The organism is Mucilaginibacter sp. OK268, from assembly GCF_900103125.1.
In the GTDB taxonomy this organism is placed as follows: Bacteria; Bacteroidota; Bacteroidia; order Sphingobacteriales; family Sphingobacteriaceae; genus Mucilaginibacter.
Genome location: NZ_FNJV01000003.1, coordinates 994,853 through 1,016,713, shown reverse-complemented (window position 1 = coordinate 1,016,713; position 21,861 = coordinate 994,853). Strand labels below are relative to the sequence as shown.

Annotated in this window: 11 protein-coding genes; 5 read left to right on the top strand and 6 right to left on the bottom strand. The window is 44.0% G+C overall.

What is annotated here, in order from left to right; all coding sequences use genetic code 11:
• Positions 1–10: 10 nt before the first annotated feature.
• The 6 genes from BLR84_RS14595 to BLR84_RS14570 all read right to left on the bottom strand — a co-directional run bounded on the left by BLR84_RS14595 (position 11) and on the right by BLR84_RS14570 (position 8,414).
• Complete coding sequence (locus tag BLR84_RS14595; RefSeq protein ID WP_090469135.1) at positions 11–1,717, bottom strand: sodium:solute symporter family transporter; 1,707 nt, start codon at positions 1,715–1,717, stop codon at positions 11–13.
• Between the two features lie 95 nt (positions 1,718–1,812).
• Complete coding sequence (gene araA / locus BLR84_RS14590) at positions 1,813–3,303, bottom strand: L-arabinose isomerase (protein ID WP_090469132.1); 1,491 nt, start codon at positions 3,301–3,303, stop codon at positions 1,813–1,815.
• A 37-nt stretch (positions 3,304–3,340) separates the two neighbouring features.
• Positions 3,341–4,711 (bottom strand): glycoside hydrolase family 27 protein, encoded by a 1,371-nt coding sequence (locus BLR84_RS14585; protein ID WP_090469129.1) that lies wholly within the window; start codon positions 4,709–4,711, stop codon positions 3,341–3,343.
• Positions 4,712–4,719: 8 nt separating this feature from the next.
• On the bottom strand, positions 4,720–5,418 hold the full coding sequence (locus tag BLR84_RS14580) for an L-ribulose-5-phosphate 4-epimerase (protein ID WP_090469125.1): 699 nt from the start codon (positions 5,416–5,418) through the stop codon (positions 4,720–4,722).
• A 4-nt stretch (positions 5,419–5,422) separates the two neighbouring features.
• On the bottom strand, positions 5,423–7,129 hold the full coding sequence (locus BLR84_RS14575; protein WP_090469123.1) for a ribulokinase: 1,707 nt from the start codon (positions 7,127–7,129) through the stop codon (positions 5,423–5,425).
• Positions 7,130–7,481: 352 nt separating this feature from the next.
• Positions 7,482–8,414 (bottom strand): ketopantoate reductase family protein, encoded by a 933-nt coding sequence (locus BLR84_RS14570; protein ID WP_090469121.1) that lies wholly within the window; start codon positions 8,412–8,414, stop codon positions 7,482–7,484.
• 411 nt (positions 8,415–8,825) lie between these two features.
• Here BLR84_RS14570 and BLR84_RS14565 point away from each other — a divergent pair, with 411 nt between their 5' ends.
• The 5 genes from BLR84_RS14565 (at position 8,826) to BLR84_RS14545 (ending at position 21,831) form a co-directional block, all read left to right on the top strand.
• The gene (locus BLR84_RS14565) at positions 8,826–12,137 is read left to right on the top strand and encodes a SusC/RagA family TonB-linked outer membrane protein (protein ID WP_255366948.1); all 3,312 of its coding nucleotides are present in this window, start codon (positions 8,826–8,828) and stop codon (positions 12,135–12,137) included.
• Positions 12,138–12,151: 14 nt separating this feature from the next.
• Positions 12,152–13,921, top strand: a complete 1,770-nt coding sequence (locus BLR84_RS14560) for a RagB/SusD family nutrient uptake outer membrane protein (protein ID WP_255366947.1) — start codon at positions 12,152–12,154, stop codon at positions 13,919–13,921.
• Between the two features lie 110 nt (positions 13,922–14,031).
• Positions 14,032–14,853 carry a glycoside hydrolase family 16 protein gene (locus tag BLR84_RS14555; protein ID WP_090469116.1) on the top strand — a complete coding sequence of 274 codons (822 nt, stop codon included), beginning with the start codon at positions 14,032–14,034 and terminating at the stop codon, positions 14,851–14,853.
• A 138-nt stretch (positions 14,854–14,991) separates the two neighbouring features.
• Positions 14,992–17,199, top strand: coding sequence for a glycoside hydrolase family 2 protein (locus BLR84_RS14550; protein WP_090469112.1), 2,208 nt, complete (start codon positions 14,992–14,994; stop codon positions 17,197–17,199).
• A 540-nt stretch (positions 17,200–17,739) separates the two neighbouring features.
• Positions 17,740–21,831 (top strand): hybrid sensor histidine kinase/response regulator transcription factor, encoded by a 4,092-nt coding sequence (locus tag BLR84_RS14545; RefSeq protein WP_090469108.1) that lies wholly within the window; start codon positions 17,740–17,742, stop codon positions 21,829–21,831.
• The last annotated feature ends 30 nt before the right edge of the window (positions 21,832–21,861 follow it).

The following is a 21,861-nucleotide window of genomic DNA, read 5'->3' as shown; positions in this document are numbered from 1 at the left end:
TAATGCTGATCTACCAGAACTTTACATAAAGCGCGGTAAGGAGCAGTAAGGTTACTATGATGAGTGCCAATGTAGATGGTTCAACCTTAAACATGGTTTTATCAAGTACAAAGGCTTTGGGGTTGATTTTGGGTCCGGCAAAGCTTACCAGGACTATAGCAATAACCGTGAACAGGAACGACAGGCCCATGCAGATCAAAAATGGGATCTCATAACCACCATGCCCGTTCGGGAAAGCGGTATATAAAAATGTTTCATGTCCAAACAATCTTGGCGCGTAGTTATTAAATAGTACCGACATCAAAAAGCCGGTTATTATCCCAACGATAGCGGCAGCGCCGGTGGTGCGTTTCCAGAAGAAGCCCAATATGAATATGGCAAATATACCCGGACTGATAAAGCCGGTATATTTTTGGATGAAAGTAAAACCGCCTTCGCCACCAATGCCCAACAAGTCCTTCCAGGTTAGTAAAACAGATAGTAACATAGCCAACGCGATAATGATCTTACCCATCTTCACCATGCCTTTTTCATCAGCATCTTTTTTGATATATTTTTTGTAGATATCCATGGTAAATATGGTGGATATACTGTTGGCTTTGCCAGCCAGTGAAGCTACAATAGCCGCGGTTAAAGCCGCTATGGAAAGCCCTTTTAAACCACTTGGCAAAAATCCAAGCACTGCCGAATAAGCATTGTCAGCGTTTAAATGTCCGCCTGAATTCATCTCATTGTGTAAGCCGCCATTCTTATACAAAACATAGGCTGCTATACCCGGCAGGATCACAATAATAGGCATGGCCAGTTTCATTAAACCTGCAAATAATATCCCGGTACGAGCTGTTTTTAGGTCGGAGCCTAAAGCTCTTTGGGTGATGTATTGGTTACAGCCCCAGTAATTTAAATTCACTATCCATTGCCCCGCAAAATACATGGCTATGCCCGGCAATAGCAGGTATTTGTCAATATCAGCCTGCGACGCGTGCGGTCCTGGTTTAGCTAATATCATTTTAAAGTGTTCGGGCGAATCTTTGAGCATGGCGGTAAAACCAGCTAAGGCATCTTTACCCAAACCAAAACGCTCGCTAACCAGCGTTAAAGCAATATAGGTGGTAGCCAGGCCGCCAATGACCAGTACCAAAACCTGTATCACATCGGTAAAGCCGATAACTTTCATACCACCTAAGGCAATAACCAATGCGAAAGCAGAAAGCGCGATAATGATCCAGTGGAAAGTAACAGGATCGCCGCCGGCTAAGCTGTTGATGGCTAATGCGCCCAGGAAGAGGATAGAGGTGAGGTTTACAAAAACATATAAAAACAGCCAGAAAATAGCCATGATCAAACTTACCGACTGATTATACCTGGTTTCCAGGAATTGTGGCATGGTAAATATCTTGTTTTTGAGATATACCGGGATAAACCATACGGCTACAATGATGAGCGCGATGGCGGCTATCCATTCGTATGCGGCTACGGCAATACCCACGGTAAAACCCTGGCCGCTGGCACCGATAAACTGCTCTGCAGAAATATTAGAGGCAATGAGCGATGCACCGATGGCCCACCAGGTAAGTGAACCTTCGGCCAAAAAGAAATCGTGACTGCCGGAGATACTGGTTTTTTTCTTACGGCTGTATACCCAGTAACCATATCCGGCCACTACAAAAAAGTAGATGATGAATACGATATAATCAATAGTGGAGAATTTACTCATAATTTGGTTTGATTTTAATTGAGGTTGATATGACTGATCTGGCGGCTTTGGTACCCATCAAGTAGCCGCCAGATCAGTTTTTAAATTGGGAATAATTATTTATAAGCTACCTCGTTCCACCTGATCTCGTTACGGAATTGGTCAATACGGGTATCTTTTCCGATACGTAAAAATTCAATGCCCGCCATGTCGGCAAAATCCTGCAGATGTTCTGCGGTTAAGTTCTGGCTGTAGGCAGTATGGTGGGCCCCACCGCCATATATCCATGCGGCACAGCCGGTTTTCATATCAGGGTATGGTTTCCAAAGTACGCGGGCAACGGGTAGCTTAGGCAGGTCATTCTCGGGCTCTACGGCTTCTACTTCATTGATCAATAAACGGAAACGATTCCCCATATCCACCAGCGCCGCATTAAGCGCGGGGCCGCCTGCTACATTAAATACCAGCCTTGCCGGATCGGCCTTGCCGCCTATACCTAAAGGATGAACTTCTAAAGCTGCTTTACCATTTGCCAAAGAAGCATCTACCTCCAGCATATGCGAGCCTAATACCAATGCATTATTGGGGTCGAAATGATAGGTATAGTCTTCCATAAAAGCGTTGCCGCCTTTTAGTCCGGCCCCCATTACTTTAAAAGCACGTACCAGGGCAGTGGTTTTCCAATCTCCTTCGCCGGCAAAACCATAACCATCGGCCATCAGGCGCTGGGCAGCAATACCTGGTAATTGTACCATACCATGCAGATCTTCAAATGTGTCCGAGAAACCTTTAAAGCCTCCATCGACTAAAAACTTGCGCAAGCCCAACTCTATCCGTGCAGCTTCATAAACGGATGAATGTTTTTCACCGCCTTTTTTAAGCGAAGCATCCATGGTGTATGTAGTTTCATATTCATCGATCAATGTATTGATATCCGTGTCAGCTATCGCATTGATCACGGCTACCAGGTCGCCAATACCATAAGTATTTACCGAGAAGCCAAATTTTAATTCAGCCTCCACCTTATCGCCATCGGTAACGGCAACAAAACGCATGTTGTCACCAAAGCGAACAAACTTAGCACCCTGCCAATCGTACCAGCCGGCTGCAGCGCGTGTCCATGCTTCTATCTGGCTTAAAACTTCGGGATCCTGCCAGTGCCCAACTACCACTTTACGATTAATGCGCATACGTGATACCATAAAGCCGAACTCACGGTCGCCATGAGCGCTTTGGTTCAGGTTCATAAAATCCATGTCAATAGAGCTCCATGGAATATCGCGGTTATATTGGGTGTGCAGGTGTAATAGCGGCTTTTTCAGGATGCTTAAACCCCGGATCCACATTTTGGCAGGGGAGAAGGTATGCATCCAGGTGATCACACCAATGCAGTTTTCGGCCAGGTTTGCCTGTTGCAGCGTGGTATATATTTCATCAGTGCTTTTTACAACGGGTTTGTAAACCACACGCACAGGAATTTTGCCAGAACTGTCCAGTCCTGCTGTAATTTGCTGTGAATGTTCGGCTACCAGCCTTAATGTTTCTTCTCCGTATAGGTCCTGGCTCCCGGTTATGAACCAAACTTCAAATGTTTTCAGGTCGATCATTGTATAATTATTGTGTTATTGAATTAGTAATTGATATTTAATTGTTGTCCGTCGATAACCTGAGTAGGGTTGCGCCATGCGGGTTAATGTTTTGCTGGTAGCCTTTTTTAAACAGACCAAGGTCCTGTTTCTTCCAGAGATCACGCGCCTTTACTTTGCCTTTAAGGCCAAGGGATGCAAAATCAATGGATACGGGTTTCTGGTCGTCACCAATATTAAATAAGGCTACATAGAGGTCTTTGCTACCCTGCACGTGCGAATACCAAACCATGGCTCCGTCTTTTTTATACAGTTGGCGCGGGCTTTCTCCGTTTTGATTAGCTGCTAGCACTTCATCGTTGGTAAACAGCTTTAGTTCCAGCTCCCGATTTTCGGGCAGGTTACCGCCCAACATCAGGGGTGATCGGTAGATGCTCCAGAAGGTCATGTGGGTATAAAGTTCATCTTCGGTAAAACGGCTGTACCGTTCAACGCCAACCGGGCCACGTTTGGATAGCTTGCCGATCTGTATCATATCGCAATCAGGCCAGTGACCGGGGCCGCCTACGCCCTCCCAGCTTTTAGCATAATCAAACATATGCAGCACTTCTTTCCAGTTATCCCAAAAATCATCGGCCATGCGCCACATGTTGGCATATTGGGTAGCATGAGCAGCCTGGTTAAGCGGTGTTTCTCCCGGTGAAAGACTTAAAACTATAGGCCTGCCACATTGATCGATGGCTTTTTTGTAGCCTTCAACTTCGGCCGCACTGTAAGGGCGCGACAGGTCATCAACCTTAATGAAATCTACTCCCCATGAGGCGTATAATTCCAACAACGAGTTCAGGTATTCCTGTGCACCAGGCTTTTTCATGTCGAGCCCGTACATGTGGTTCATCCAGGGGCATTGCGAGTTGGTATCTGCAACCATATCCGCAGTAATGCCATTGGTGCCTTTTACCGGTGATTTTGCCCATACCGCCTGTCTTGGGATGCCGCGCATTACGTGGATGCCAAATTTTAATCCCTGCGCGTGCACATAATCGGCAAGTGATTTAAAGCCATTACCGCCCAATGCCGATGGAAACTTATTGGGCTGAGGTGTTAACCGTCCCCATTTATCCATAGTTAACCAGGGTATATATGAACCATCTTGTAACCGTTTTTGAAAAGGGTTGCCAATATTGCTGCCCGGAGGGTTATCATACGACCATAAAAAATCAACCACGATATATTGCCAGCCATATGGCTTTAAATATTTGGCCATGTAATCGGTATTAGCTTTAACCTCGTCCTCGTGAACAGCCGAGCCAAAACAGTTATAACTATTCCAGCCCATTGGTGGTGTAACGGCAACTTTGGTTTGGGCCGATGTTTGAGTACTCAGCAGAATGCCCGCAGCAAATATGATTAAACAGTGTAATTTCATGGGGTGTATTATTGACCGTAATAAGAATCGGGCCCGTGTTTGCGTTCGTAATGTTTTTTAATGAGCGAGTCTTTTAAGCGGGGAGCATAATTATCTATTTGTTCTGTTAAATGGGCCATGTGCGCTACTGCCTCCAGAACTGCACTGTTGTAAACCGCCTTTTCGGCTGTTTTGCCCCAGGTAAAGGGGGCATGATTACCTACCAGTATCATTTCAACCTCTTGATGATCAAGGTCGTTTTCCTTAAAATGATTGATGATCTGGTGACCGGTCTGGTATTCATAATCGCCTGCTATCAGTTCATCGCTCATCGGCGGTGCACAGGGTACATCAACCGTTAAATGATCGGCGTGGGTAGTCCCGAAAACCGGGATACAACGCTGCGCCTGTGCCCATGCGGTGGCATAGGTGGAGTGGGTGTGTACAATCCCGTTAATACCATCCCAATGTTTATACAAAACAGCATGTGTTTTGGTATCTGACGATGGGCGCAGGTCACCTTCTATCGTATTGCCATCAAAATCAACGATCACCATTTTTTCTGGTGTCAGCTCATCATAAGGTACGCCGCTGGGTTTGATAGCAAAAACACCCAGCTCCCTGTCGGCTGCACTTACATTGCCAAAAGTGAACAACACCAGCCCAAGTTTGGGTAATTGCATATTTGCCTCATAAGCTTTTTGCTTGATATGTTGATACTTGCTCATGTGATTAATTGTTTTGAAGTTCGGCTGTTGTGGTTTTGGCTGTTTGACTGGCTACAAACTCCCCTAGGCCTTTATATTGCTCGTACCGTTTGCTGTAAATAGCTGCAAGTTCGGCATTGGGGTAATACTCCTCGTCAAAACCGCGCCCCATGGCCGTCATGGCTTCTTCAACCGTAGGATATATACCGGCTACCACGGCGGCAAACATGGCTGCGCCCAGGGCACAGGTGTGTTTAAACTGGTGGATCCGGATAGGCATGCCCAGTACATCAGCCATCATCTGCATAACAAAAGGCGACTTTTTAGCCACACCTCCAATACCAATGATACCTTTAACCGGAATACCTTCACTAATAAACCTGTCCACAATACTTTTTGCACCAAAGCAGGTAGCTTCTGCCAGAGCGCGAAAAACGCGAGGCGCGTCGCTGCCTAAACTCAGACCGGTTATAGTACCTTTCAATTCCTGGTTGGCATCAGGTGTACGGCGACCATTAAACCAATCAACAGCAAGCTCGTTGGGCTCATCAACAGGGATGAAAGCCGCCTGCCTGCTCAATTCAGGTATGATCAGATCGCTTAGCTCGACTTTTAATGCTTTGGCTGTAGCTTCGTCAATTATTTTTGATTGGGATAGCAAGTGATTAACAGGCCATGAAATTATATTTTTAAACCAGGCATAAGTATCGCCAAAGGCCGATTGCCCTGCTTCCAAACCTACCATCCCCGGAATAACTGAACCATTTACCTGTCCGCATATACCGCGCACCAGTTTACCCTCCATGTTGGCTATTGGAGCAACCAATATATCGCAGGTAGATGTACCCATTACTTTGCTCAGGTAATAAGGTTCAATTTGCCCGCCTACGGCTCCCATGTGCGCGTCAAATGCGCCTGTACCAACCACAACTTCGGTTGAGAGACCCAGGCGTTGTGCCCATTCGGCACTTAACGTACCGGCGGCTTGGTCGGCAGTATAAGTATCTTTATATAGTTTATGCGTGAACCCTTTTAATAGCGGATCAAGCAATGAGAAAAAAACATCGGGAGGTAGACCATCAAATTCTTCGGCCCATAGGGCTTTATGGCCGGCAGAACAGCGCCCGCGTTTGATGGCTTTAACATCGGTTCCCCCGGTGAGTAAAAAAGGGATCCAGTCGCAATGCTCTACCCATGAGGCGGTCGCATTCCTTACTGCTTCGTCAACCCTTAAAACGTGCAGCAGTTTGGCCCAAAACCACTCTGATGAGTAGATGCCACCCACATATTGCAGGTAATTGGTATCAAACAAAGCTGCATGAGTGTTGATCTCCGCAGCTTCTTTTACTGCTGTGTGGTCTTTCCAAAGCACAAACATGGCGTTTGGGTTATTTTCAAAACCCGGTGTTAAAGCCAGTGGTGTACCATATATGTCAACAGCAACGGGAGTGGAGCCTGTGGTATCAACAGAAATACCTTTTATGGAAGCCACAATACCGGCACCGCCTGCCTGAGCGATACAGTCTTTAATAGTAGTCTCCAGGCCATCAATATAATCCTGAGGGTGCTGCCTGAACTGGTTGATGCCTGGCTCGCAAAACAAGCCATCGCGCCAGCGTGGGTATTCATATACCGACGAAGCTATTTCTTCGCCATTTGAAGCATTTACTATAACGGAGCGTACAGAATCTGATCCGTAATCCACCCCAATCACTAATTGATCTTTGTTCATGTATTATTAGTGTTTAAATAACACTTATTTTGATTTGTATTACAATATGGCCAACCGGACTTTTTTTATTGCCCCTTTAACTGACTAATAGAAAAGACGAGCTGACGGAATTGCTGGTAAAATATTTATAACTGGTCATGTAATATTAATTGTTAATATAACACTAAAACAAAAGTATAAAAAGTTTTATACAAACAAAATTTAAAATAGAGGATTACGAGGCTATTTAAAAATGCTAATCATTTTTGTTGTAGAGACGCATATTTGCGTCTCAAATTATACAGAGAGATAACCTGGAGATCGTATGTCTCGAAATTGAGAGACGCAAATATGCGTCTCTACAGAACAATAACTAATTAATTTCTCGGCTTGTTTCTAATGCGCGAATAATGGTATATAAAGTTTCGTTAACTGGGGTAGGTACCTGGTATTTCCGGCCAAGCTCTATCACCGTTCCGGCAAAAAGTTCCACCTCACTTTTACGGCCAGCCTCAATATCTTGTAACATGGAAGTTTTTCCTTCGGGACCGAGCCCGTCAACTATCCGGGTAAATTCATTAATATCGTCCTGACCCAGAAAAATGCCCACCTGATGCGACAAGGTAACTACTTCTTCCGCGGCCATCAGCATGAGTTTGTGGGCTTGCTTATTTTGCTGGAATTGTCCGTAGGGGGCCTTCAATACGGCTGATGCCTGGTTAATGCCGGCATTCATCATAAATTTAAACCAAAGGGCCTTGTACATATCCGTAGGAATGTGATTAGGTATAGCGGCCTTGTCAAATAATTCCTTTACTGCCTGTACCCGTTGTGAATCAGTGCTATCTTCCTTTTCGCCAAAAACTATCCGGCCTGGATTGGAGTACGTAACCATGTTGCCTTCGCGAACGGCATCCATCCCAACGCCATAGGCAAAAAGTAAATGCTTCATCCCGATCTTTTCGCCGATCTGTTCTTCGCTGGATATACCATTGAGTAACGAAATGACGATGGTATCATCGTGCACAAATCCGCTCAGGTCGTTTATTGCCGAGGCAAGCTGAGGGGATTTAACCGCAACAATGATGAGATCGGCAGGAGGGCAGGTGTGGTCGCCAGGCTGGATATAATTGAATTCATAGAGCTTCTCGTTAACCTTGATCCCGGAACTTTGATAGTTTTTTATGCGTTCTGCGGAGGCGATGATCTTTACTAAGCCTGGATTTATATCCTGTAGTTTGGCCGCGTACATGCTGCCCATTGCACCAAGACCCACGATATAAACACTATTGATATGATTTTTCATGATAAATAAGCAAATGAATTATACGGGCTCAAGTTAGGCAACCCTGCAGATGTTTACCAATTTCTGCCTGGAATAATCCATTATTTACAGTTGAATGATCCTTCTTTATTAAAATATAGTCTGATCATTTGTCTTAAAATAATTGCTTTAAAAGCCTTCTGGATGGACCTGTTTAGAATTTTGCCCCCATTTTCTTAGGATTTTACCCCTTCCTCCGCTGTCAATAACTTCAAATTTGTTGCAACCATTAAAACCAGATTATGAAAGAAAAGATATTTTATTAGGCCTCCGGGTAATGCGGTTTAGCGCGATTGATGTTCCCAACGGTCAGGGATCGGAAACTAATTAAAGGTATGCCCATACCTTTTTAACAACCATACACCAACAAAATTTAAAACTTATTGAATTAAAATGGATAAAATTTACTCCTATAGCGACCAGGGTAAAGGCATCGTTAAAAGGTGCTTTAAAAATTCCCTCGCAACTCTAATGATACTCACCTTGTTTATTGGCAGCGCCTACGCTCAAACGCGGAAAATTACGGGTATTGTAAAAGACGGTAAAGGCGAAACTTTACCAGGGGTTAGCGTTAAACTAAAAGGTACCGCGAACGGTACGGTTACCGATGCGAAAGGTACTTATATGATCAGCGTGCCTGATAACAATGCTACGCTGGTGTTTTCATACATCGGCTTTGTTACCCAGGAAAAAACCGTAGGTAACGGACTGGTTGTAGATATTGTATTGGCAGAACAAAGCACCAGCCTGAACGATGTAGTAGTTGTAGGCTACGGAACCCAGAAAAAGGTTAACCTGATAGGTTCGGTAGCTACCATCAGCGCAAAAGATATCGAGAACAGACCGGTAACCAATGTGTCATCTGCTTTAACAGGTCTAAGCGCCGGTGTATCGGTGATGCAAAGTTCAGGCAAGCCAGGTGCTGATGGCGCCACCATCCGTATCAGGGGTATGGGTACCTTGAATAATAACAATGCCCTTGTAGTTATCGATGGTATACAGGGCACTTTAGATGCCGTAAACCCCGATGATATAGAAAGTATCTCTATTTTAAAGGATGCCGCTGCGGCTTCCATATATGGTTCGTTGGCGGCCAACGGTGTTATCCTGGTAACCACCAAAAAAGGAAGTAAAAATAAAACTACGGTAACTTATAATGGTATCGCCTCTAAAACCAATCCAACCAATATGCCTTCGTTTGTGTCTGATTATGTGCGGCACATGCAACTGGTCAACGAAGGTTACCAGAACCTGGGTCAAACTCCGGTTTATACCGCTGCTACCATAGCGCAATGGCAAAAAGCCGATGCCGACCCCAACGGTTTAAACACTATAGGCGTACCAAATTATATTGCTTATCCCAATACCAACTGGGCCAAAACAATTTTTCAGAATAACATCTTGCAGGATCACAACCTATCCATTAGCGGCGGTAACGAAACTACCCAGTTCCTGCTATCAGCCGGTTATACCGGTAACCCGGGTACCATGCAAAATACCGGATCAGACAAATACCAGTTCCGTGTGAATTTGCAGACCAAGCCAACTAAATTTTTAACCGTTGGTACACAAACATTTGCCTCATTGCAAACTTTTGGCCTGGCAAATACCAGCAATGCTTTTAACTATTTATGGCAAACCACACCTGGCGTTTATCCCTATTACAATGGTAAATATGGTTTTCCTTCGGCTCCGGAGGAATCATCAACAGCTAATAATATCGCGAGTTATTTAACCACTACCGGCGGAAGTGATCAGGAATCGAGGATCAATACCACGTTTTTCGCTAACATCGACCTGTATAAAGGTTTAACCCTGGAAACCAAATTCAATTACCAGACTCGTTTTGAAGAGAATAATTCCTACTCCATTCCTTTTGAAAAATGGGATTTTTCGACCAATACCTTAAAACAAGCTGCCACCGCGCCGTCGCAATTGAGCACTTATTATGATTTCAATAAGAATTACCTGATCACGCTCGATGCGGTTTTAAGATATAATACCACTATTGCTAAAGATCATACTATTGGGGCCTTAGTAGGTTATGATCAGTACGATTATAAATATTACTACTTTGATGCCACCAAATTAGGATTGATCGATCCCTCAATTACCACCTTAAACTCGGCAACAACACCAACAGCTGCCACTGGTGATGCTTATAATTACGCCTTACGATCATTCTTCGGGCGTTTGAACTATGATTATAAATCACGCTACCTGTTGGAAGCAGTGTTCCGGTACGATGGATCGTCAAAATTTGCGCCGGCTAATCGCTGGGGCTTTTTCCCGGCCTTTGCCGCGGGCTGGCGTATCTCCGAAGAGCCTTTTATGCAAAACGTAAATGAATATGTAGGTAACCTAAAGCTGCGTGCCTCCTGGGGACAAACCGGTAATAACGTACTGAACTCTAATGCCGCTTTGGGTAATTATGATTACCTGGCGACTTACAATCCGACCGCTTATTCATACAACGGGGCTGCTGTAACGGGCCTGGCTCAAACAAAATTTGCCAACCAAAACTTGAAGTGGGAAACCACTACAACCAGCAACATCGGTTTGGACGGAAACTTGTTTAAAGGGAAAATGAATTTTGAGATCGATGCCTATCGTAAATATACCACAGGTATCTTATTCACGCCAACCATACCATTAACCGTAGGTACGGCTACAGCGGCGACACAAAACATTGCCGAGGTATCAAACAAAGGTATTGAAGTTACCCTGGGCTATCGCGGCCAGGCCGGCGGTTTAAGCTATAGCGTATCGGGTAATTTTGCCTACAACTTTAACCGGGTCGAAAAATATAAAGGCACCTTGCAGGAAGGTTACACCACCGATGCCAGCGGAAACCGCGTTTACTCATCAAACATCGGTCAGGTTTCAAGTGGTGGTACTACAAGGGTTATCCAGGGACATGCTATCAATGAGTATTATCTGTACCCGGTGTATAAAGGAAATGGAACCTATAATAATGCAGATGGTTCGGTGAATAAGAATGGCGGGCCTAAAGATGGTATGATCCGTACGCCACAGGATATGGCCTGGTTGCAAAGCATGATGAACGCCGGATACCAGTTTCAGCCAGCCAATGGCATCAGCAAAACCAAAATCTATTATGGCGACCTGATCTATGGTGATAGCAACGGCGATGGTATCTACGGCAATAGCTATGATGCCCAGCTTACCAACAAATCATCAACACCAAAATACAATGCCGGTTTACAGTTCAATGTATCCTACAAAGGTTTTGACTGCTTTATGATATGGGCCGGAAGTTTTGGCATGTATTATTACTGGAACGATAGAGGTTATAACAATTCCATTGTTCAGTTGGGTTATGCAGTAAACAACCTGGTGGCAAATGATCACTATTATTATAATGATGCCAACCCATCAGACCCGGCTAATAATATTAATGGGCATTATCCACGCTTAAAAAATACATCCGATGCGCAGAACAACTTAGCCAGCAATTTCTATTTGTACAATGCATCCTACGTGAAATTGAAGAATGTTCAGTTAGGCTATACGCTTCCAAAAAGCTTGACCCAGAAATGGTCTTTAAGTAAAATAAGGATCTATGTAGCAGCCGAGAATTTATTTACGATAACCAAGTATCCGGGACTTGATCCTGAAATAGGTGCGAGTGCTGGTTACCCAACCATGCGTCAATACTCTGTTGGTTTAAATGCTGCCTTTTAAGCTTAAATAAAAAAATGATGAAGAAGATATTTATATTAATGTTAACTGTGGCCATAGTAACGGGCTGCAAGAAAAACCTGCTCGATACATCGCCTTATTCTTCGGTTCCCTCCACCAACATGTGGACAAACGATAATTTAACCGATCTGGGTGTCACCGGCGTATACCAGGCATTAAGATTAGGCGAAAATTCAGGTACTGATTCGGGTCTGGAGCTATATATGCTGGACCGTTTTGGTTTTACCGGACAAACCCGCAACCTGGAATCCATGTTGTCTGGTACCATAACTACAGGTAATGGAATTTACAGTAGTATATGGCAAAATTTGTATGAAGGTGTACAGCGTTCAAACGATGCGATCAAAAATATACCGTTGAAATCGCCTTCCGATCCGGCAAAAAAAGCCCGTTATGTAGCGGAGTGTAAATTTTTGAGAGCCTACTTTTACCTGCGCTTAAACCAGCTATGGAAAGGTGTACCCATTTATCTGGAACCTTTTACTGCCGACCAGGCCATAAAAGCCAGGTCGTCCGAAACGGATGTATGGAACCAGGTAGTGGCCGATTTGACCGATGCCATCAACGAGCCCAGTCTGCCTTCTATTTATGCAGCAGGGGCTGCCAACTATGGCCATGTAACCAAAGGCGCCGCTTACGCCCTGCGTGGTAAAGCCTATATGTATATGCAAAAATGGGATCTGGCTGCGGCGGATTTCGCTATGGTAAAATCTGCCGGATATGCGCTGTTTGCTAATTATACCACTTTGTTTAAAGCGGCTAATGAGCAATGCAGCGAAATGATATTTTCTATCCAGAACGTAGCTGTAGCCGGTGGCGGAACCACGGGATATGGCTCAACTACCCAATGGTTCTGCGGTACACGCTCGTCTTTTGGTTCTTGCTGGAATGATTACCTGGTATCGCCCAACCTGGTTGATCTTTACCAGAACCTGGATGGTTCGGCTTTTAACTGGGATTCGGTTTTACCGGAATATTCCGGCTTAACTCCGGCTCAGCGGGAAGTGTTTTTCTTAAGGAACAATCTTACCGATAAAGAAATAGCTGCCGCTACATCCCGGGGCGCCCAAATGAGCTTGTATTTACCAACAGGTAACGAGGCCCGGATATTGCAGGCATACACTAACCGCGACCCGCGTTTGGCTGCCAATGTGATCACTCCATATGCTACTTATAATGGTGTATTTGGTTCTATTAACGCCACAGTAACCGCACGCTGGCCATACCGGGGCGAGGCTGCTTTAGGTGGCGACCTGCGTACCGATACACAAAGCTATTTTTATTACCTGTACCGGAAATTTGTTTACGAAGGCAACGCCGAAATCGTAAACAGATCATATGGACCTACCGATTTTCCCCTGATCAGGTATGCCGATGTGCTGCTGATGTGGGCAGAGGCATTGAATGAGCAGAGCCTAACAGCCGATGCTGTAGCCAAAGTTAATGAGGTTAGGGCCAGGGCAGGTGTAGCTTTATTAAATTCAAGCACAGCTACCATGGTTGCCGGGCAGGCTGATCTGCGCGAGCGTATCAGGAATGAGCGCCGTGTAGAGTTCCCGAACGAAGGCATCAATTATTTTGATGAGCTCAGGTGGAAATCATGGAAAGATAAAGTGTTCTACACCGGTAATGGGGTAAAACAAGTTTGGGGTGCCAATGTGTATACCTATTCTTTCCAGGGCGATTATATCTATACCTGGCCCATCCCGCTGGTAGAAACGCAAAGAAATCCCAACCTGAAACAAAATGCAGGTTGGACCAATTAAGCCGGTCTAAGTGGTTTTATGCTGGTTTAAGTGGTGTATAATGTATCCTGTCCGGTTCATCCGGGCAGGTGCATTGTACTTGTTTTAATGTATCTTGTAATACACATCATATGAAAAAACTGTTTTTATTAACTATCATCATCTTATCCGGGCATATCATTTACGCCCAGGGATACAAAAAACTGGTTTGGGCCGAGGAGTTCAATTATAAAGGTTTGCCCGACAAAAATAAGTGGGCCTATGAAAATGGTTTCGTGCGTAATAATGAGCCTCAGTACTATACCACCAGCCGTTTGGAAAATTGCCGGGTTGAGGATGGTATGCTGGTAATAGAAACGCGTAAGGAGGAATATCCCAACGCTAAATACAAAGCCGGCTCGGAAAACTGGTTCGAAAAAGATCAGTTCGCGCATTATACCTCTGCAAGTTTGATCACCCAGGGCAAAGCCGATTGGCAGTACGGCAGGGTAGAGGTTCGTGCCAAAGTGCCTGGTGGGGCAGGTTCATGGCCCGCCATCTGGATGCTGGGTGCTAACCATGGCCAAACCAAGTGGCCCGACTGCGGCGAGATCGACATTATGGAATACCTGGGCCGCGATCCATCAAAAGTTTACGGTACCGTGCATTATGCCGATTCGTTGGATAAATACCAACACCAGGGTGAAAGTCCGGTGGTAGGCGTACCTGCCGATGGTTTCCATATTTACGCCCTGGAATGGTACCCCGACCGGCTGGAGTTTTATTATGACAACCTTAAATATATGGTTTTTGACATCAAAAAAGCACAGCAAAAGCAAGGTAATATATTTCAGAAACGGTTTTATTTGTTGCTGAACCTGGCTTTAGGTCACCAGGGATCATGGGCAGGTCCGTTCAGCGACAATTTGCTACCCTTAAAGTATTACGTTGATTATGTACGGGTTTATCAATAAAAAAAGAGAATCAAGAATTGAGAGTCAAGAATCAAGAAAAACACCCAGGTTGATCTTTATTCTCTAGCTTAAATAGGTAAGCTGATCCCAACTCTTGATTCTTGACTCTTACTTCTAATCCTCTCTTTCTATCTTTTTATGAATAAATTACTATCGGGATATTTTTATCTCTTTTTTCTGGTGTTTGTTGGTACGGGTAATGCAGGAGCCTCACCTAAATCCTCTCCAAAGGAGAGGACTTTACATCATCGCTTTTTTTACCCTCTCTCCTTTGGAGAGGGCCGGGGTGAGGTTTACCCTCTATGCGGCGTAGCCGGAGAGAGGGTAAACCAGCGAAGCGCAGGCGGGGTGAGTCGAACCCGCGAAACCATCAGCTTCAACACTGGTTGGAAATTCCACTTGGCTTATGATGTACGCAAACAACCGGAAACCATCAATGTAACCTTACCACACACCTGGAACGCGAAAGACGTATTATCGGGCAATGGCAATTACCAGAGGGAAAGCGGCATTTATGAAAAAAGCCTTACGCTTGATCCCACCTGGAAAAACAAACGCCTGTTTTTATATTTCGAAGGTGCCAACTCTGTGGCAACCGTGTTAGTGAACAAGCATTTTGTTGCTGAACATAAAGGGGGCTATACAGCCTTTTGTGTAGAGATCACTGATTTTGTGAAGCCCGGCGAAGCCAACCAGGTAGAGGTGCAGGTGAGTAATGCAGCCCGGACCGACGTATTGCCACTGTGCGGCGATTTTAACGTGTATGGCGGGATTCACCGGCCCGTTTCCTTATTGGTTACGGCAAAGAACTGCATTTCGCCTTTAGATCATGCCTCGCCAGGTGTTTATCTTACGCCCAACTCGGTATCTGAGCAGTCGGCCACGGTGAATATTTTAACCAAACTTTCGGTTGCAGCTGCAATTGGTTTAAAGATCAGGTCGGACGTTATTGATGCCCAACAACATGTTGTTGCTTCGGCCACAAACATCGTAAGCAATAACCGGGATGCTACGCAAACCGTCAGCCTCCAAAAGCCACATTTGTGGAACGGAAAGGTTGATCCTTATTTATACACGGTACAGGTGAGTTTACTCAAAGGAGGGCAAGTGATCGATCAGGTGGTACAGCCTTTGGGTTTAAGATACTACCATGTAGATGCTGACAAGGGTTTTATTTTGAATGGTAAATATCTTGATCTGCACGGCGTGGGTTTTCATGAGGATGTGGAAGGCAAGGGCTCGGCATTGGATACCGCAGATTATGACCGGGATATGCAGCTGATCAAAGAGATTGGCGCTACCGCGCTTCGCCTAACACATTACCCGCATGGTAAATATTTTTACGACTTGTGCGACAGGAACGGCATGGTGGTATGGTCCGAGATCCCATTTGTTGGTCCCGGTGGTTATACCGGTGCCGGATATTTGAAGAACCCGGAACTGGAACAGCAAGCCCGGCAGGTATTGACCGAGATGATCCGCCAGAATTATAACCACCCGTCGGTTTGTTTCTGGGGATTATTCAACGAGTTGAAACTGGATCATGATGACCCGGTGCCTTTTATAAAAGAATTGAATACCCTGGCTAAAAAAGAAGACCCAAGCCGGCCAACTACCTGCGCCACCTTTTTGGATAGCGACCGCTTTAACCAGGTATCCGATCTTATTGCCTGGAACAAATATTATGGCTGGTACGCAGGTGAATTTAAACAGATAGGTAGCTGGGCCGATAAAACGCATCATAATTATCCGCAAAAACCATTTGCTGTAAGTGAATATGGTGCAGGCGGCAGTCCGTTTAAGCATACCGAAAATAACGTTAAACCGGATGCCGACGGAAAATTCCACCCGGAAGAATGGCAAACCAGTTACCACGAAATGAACTGGCTGGAACTGAGCAAAAGACCCTTTATCTGGGGCAAGTTTGTTTGGGCCCTGGCCGATTTCGGCTCGTCCATCCGTACGGAAGGGGATACCTCCGGCATCAACGACAAAGGCTTGGTTACTTATGACCGGAAAGTTAAAAAAGACGCCTTTTACTTTTACAAAGCCAACTGGAACCCGGAACCAATGCTATACATCACCGACCGCAGGAATGAGGTACGTACGCAGCAAACAACAGTTATAAAAGTATACAGCACCATTGCGCATGTAAAATTAATCGTTAACGGAATCACCATCTCCACCAGCGATCCGGACGAGTTGCATATCATCCGCTGGGAGAATGTCGCTTTACGCAAAGGAAAAAACAAAATTGAAATAAGCGCCAATGCCGACGGAAAAGTTTTACAGGACTCCTGTGAATGGATACTGGAAGATAAAAACGGGCTAACAAAGGGCAATTAATGGAGATGTTGGGCAGAAAGCAACTAAATCCCCCCAATGTCATTGCGAGGAGGAACGACGAAGCAATCTCGTAGCTATTCCATTAAACACATTCTGATAACTCAGGGCTTTTATATGCCTGAAAATTTCGGTATATTTGTATATACAACGGCCCGGTTCCCTTTAAAAAAGGAAACCGGGCCGTTTTGTTAAAAGAGAAAAGGGCACAAAAACAGACCGATTTTTACTTAATTATTTGATTTTCAATAAATTAATACTTTTTAAACCTTTCAAAACCCATCAAAAATTTGTTAAAAAGTGTTAAAATGGCGTTAAAACTTTGTTAAAATGGATAAAAATCAAGCTTTTTCAAGCTGTTTTGACTAAAAAAGTGTTAAAATTTAAGGTTTAAAAAGTTTTTGAACAGCTGATAGGCACATCGATGATCTAAGTCATTTACAAAAAAATTAACGGCGGCCAGTACTTAAAGAAAATCGTCCTGATAATAAAAACTATTAATGTAACAGGAATTTTGTTAGTTTTATTTGACCGGTCAATCAAATGAAATTTACTATAACCATATTCCTGTTTTCCATAGGCTGTTACTCGGCTGCCTATAGTCAGCGTATCGCGTTTGAGAATTTGACGGTGGATAATGGCTTGTCACAAAATTCGGTACTGGCCATAATTCAGGATGGCCGGGGGTTTATGTGGTATGGTACCCAACACGGGCTCAATAAGTATAATACCCGCAGTTTTAAGATCTACAAAAATGATCCTGCGGATAAATCAAGCCTTTCATCAGATTATATTACTGGTCTGCTGCTTGACTCACACAAGACGCTCTGGATTGGTACCCGCAATGGACTAAACAAGTATAACCCCGAAACGGATAGTTTTGACAGGATTCTGTTAGGTACACCTTCACCAGCTAAGGGTAATCAAATTATCAGTTCGGTTTATCAGGACCGGCAAAAAAACGTCTGGGTATGGTCATCAAACGGCTTGCATATGCTGCCGGCCGGGAAACCAGGCAATTTCAGTTCGGTGGCTGTTCCTGATTCTGTAGCCGGCCTGTACGGAACCAATGTGCATACCATATACCAGGATCATGAGGGTATTTATTGGCTAGGTTCGTCGGCAGGGCTTACCAAAATGCAAAAGAAGGGTAGCGGGTATACATATCAAATGTTCAGGCATAAGGAATATAACCCCAATAGCCTGAGCGATAATTATGTGACCACCATTACCGAAGATCTGAAGCATAACTTATGGATCGGTACGGTGCATGGGGGTGTCAACCTTTATGATAAAAGCACCAACACCTGTATCCGGTTTTTGAGCAATAATGGTGTAAATGGCCCTGTGAATAATAACATACGGATACTGCAAACAGCCAGCTCCGGTAAAATATGGATCGGTACACAGGGTGGCTTAAGTATTCTTGATCCTGCAACAAAACAATTTTCATCCTATAAACATGATCCGGAGGATAAGAGTAGCCTGAGTCAGAATTCCATCTACAGTGTGTTCATGGATAACACCAATACGGTATGGATAGGTACTTATTGGGGAGGTATCAATATGGTATCCAGTAACAATACCACGTTTTTGACCTTTCAAACAACACGCTATCACTCCAATATCAATAACAATGTAGTGAGCGCAGTATGGGAAGATAATAAACATAACCTATGGATAGGTACCGAAGGGGGAGGCCTGAATTATTTTGATCGCAAGGCCGATGTGGTAACCACTTATCAAAATAAAGTGAGTGACCCCACATCGCTTGGATCAGACCTGGTTAAGGTAATATATATTGACAAGAGCGGTAACGTTTGGACAGGGACGCATGGCGGCGGCTTAAATCTGTTTAATCCGGTCACCCGTAATTTCAAGCGATATCTTTATAAGGAAAACGACCCGGTAACATTAGGTTCTGAAGTGTTGGGTATTTTGGAAGATTCGCGGAGTAATTTCTGGGTTGGAACTCAAAACGGTTTGCTTGTTTTTAGGCGAAATAATACGGTACTACAGGCGGCCGACAATCCGGTCATTACTAAAATTGGCAAACGATCTGTCAAAACATTACTGGAAGATAAAGCAAGGAATATATGGATAGCGACAACTAATGGATTGTACTTATTAGATCATATACATGGTGGTTTAAAATTGTTGACTACCCAGGATGGCTTAAAATCCAACGATATCAATTGTATCTATCAGGATGTGCAGGGCCATATCTGGGTTGGATCATATTATGGGGGACTGGCCAGGTACAATAGCGGCCAACAGAGGTTTATCACATATTCAGAAAAAGAAGGGTTGGCTAACAATAACGTACAGAGTATTTTGGAGGACGAAAATCATAACCTTTGGATGGGTACAGGCAATGGTTTATCCAAATTTAATGTCGCTTCACAAACCTTCAAAAATTATAACAAAAGCGATGGCTTAGGGGGGAATACATTTAATATTAATTCCTGCTTTAAAACCTTTGACGGTGAAATGCTTTTCGGAGGATACAATGGCTTAAGCAGTTTTTTTCCATCCAAAATTGAGGATAATAATATCGCGCCACCTGTTATCATCACCGCTCTAAAACTGTTTAACCAGCCCGTCGGGATCAATCAGCCCGATGGCTTATTAAAAAAAGATATCAGCTTAACCCCCAAAATAACCTTTACACATGCGCAAAATGTGTTTACTGTAGATTTTGCGGTGTTAAACTATATCAAGTCTGAAAAGGACAAATACGCCTATAAATTACAAGGCTTTGATAAAGATTGGGTACATACCGATATCCCGTCGGCCCCGTATACCAATCTTTCGCCAGGGGGGTATACGTTTTTAGCAAAAGGGGCTAATAATGATGGCGTGTGGGGGCGGGCCGCGGTTTTGCATATACAGGTGCTGCCACCATTTTGGGAAACCATATGGGCCTGGTGTTTATATATATTGTTTATAGGCAGCTTAGTGTTTTTGATAGCCCGCTTTTTTATTCTCCGGTCGCTGTTACGCAGAGATAAAGAGCTTACCCAGTTAAAGTTGAATTTCTTTACCAACATTTCGCATGAGATCCGTACACACCTTTCTCTAATATTGGGGCCTTTGGAAAAATTAGTATTGTTCGGAAAGGAAGATGCCGAAAACACCAAACAATTGCAGATCGTAAAGAAGAATTCGGATAGTCTGCTTCAACTGGTTAACGAACTGATGGATTTTCGCAAAGCCGAAAGTGGCAACCTAAAACTTCATGTGGCAGAATATAATATAGTAAACATCCTGAAGGAAATACTGGCCTCGTTTTATGATAATTCCCTATCGGGTAACATCACTACAGACCTGATTTCTTCGTCGGATGATATCAGGGGGTATTTTGATAAAGAACAGTTAGAAAAGGTGTTTTATAATTTAATTTATAACGCTTTTAAGTTTACCAATTACGGAGGGCATATTGGTATTTTTATAGAAGAAAAGAAGGATGAAATTACCATTACTGTAGCCGATAATGGTAAAGGGATAGCACCCGAAAATCTGGATAATTTATTCGAAAACTATTTCCAGGAGAATGACCACGGAAAGCAAAATACAGGTTATGGTATCGGCTTAGCCCTGGCTAAAAGCATAGTAGAATTACATCAGGGTTCTATTACTGTAGAGAGTAAATTATCACCAGAAGGCAACAATACTGCGTTTGCGGTTAACTTGCGCAAGGGGGCAGATCATTTTAGCCCCGAAGACCTGATCAGGCAACGGGTGGAGGATCCTTCTGTATTAGCGAAGCCTGTGGTAAGCTCCGATATGACTATAATTAGTCCCGTGATCGGTAGCAAACTTGCTGAAAGTAAAAAATACCTCGTTTTGTTGGTGGAGGATAACCCCGATGTACGAGCATTTATAAGCGGTTTTTTACAGGATCATTACGAGGTGATCACGGGTGATAACGGATTAAAAGGATGGGAATTAGCTGAAGAACATATTCCGGATATCATCATTAGTGATGTGATGATGCCCGAAATGGATGGCTTTACTTTGTGTAATAAGCTAAAGGCAGATGAAAGGACAAATCACATCCCGGTTATTCTTTTAACTGCCAGGGCCTCTGATTCAAGCCATGCCGAAGGATTGAAAATGGGAGCAGATGTTTATTTGTCGAAGCCATTCAGTATCGAGATTTTATTATTGCAGGTAAACAATCTTTTAACAGCCAGCGAAAGGATACGCCAAAGTTTCAACCGGCAGCTTAAACCTGTTCCCGAAAGTGAAGGAGCTATTGCTGTTCAGCATGCAAACAACGATCAGAAGGTTAAAAAGCTGGTTGATTCTATTGATAACGAGTTTCTCAGTAAAGTGATCAGGATCATAGAGGCGGATATTGATAATTTAGAATTTGGTGTGCCCGAATTAGCAAAGGCGGTGGCTATGAGTCAGCCGATATTGTATAAAAAACTGAGTGCACTTACAGGAATGTCGGTCAATGAATTTATTAAGTCTATCAAAATGAATAATGCGACCATACTTTTACAAAGTAAACGATATACCATCAATGAGATAGCTTATATGGTCGGGTTCAGCGATCGTAAGTATTTTAGTAAGGAATTTAAAAAGCAGTACGGCAAAACCCCGAGTGAGTTTATAGAAGAGGCTTAAATGAAAAATGCCCCGGAACAAAACCCAGGG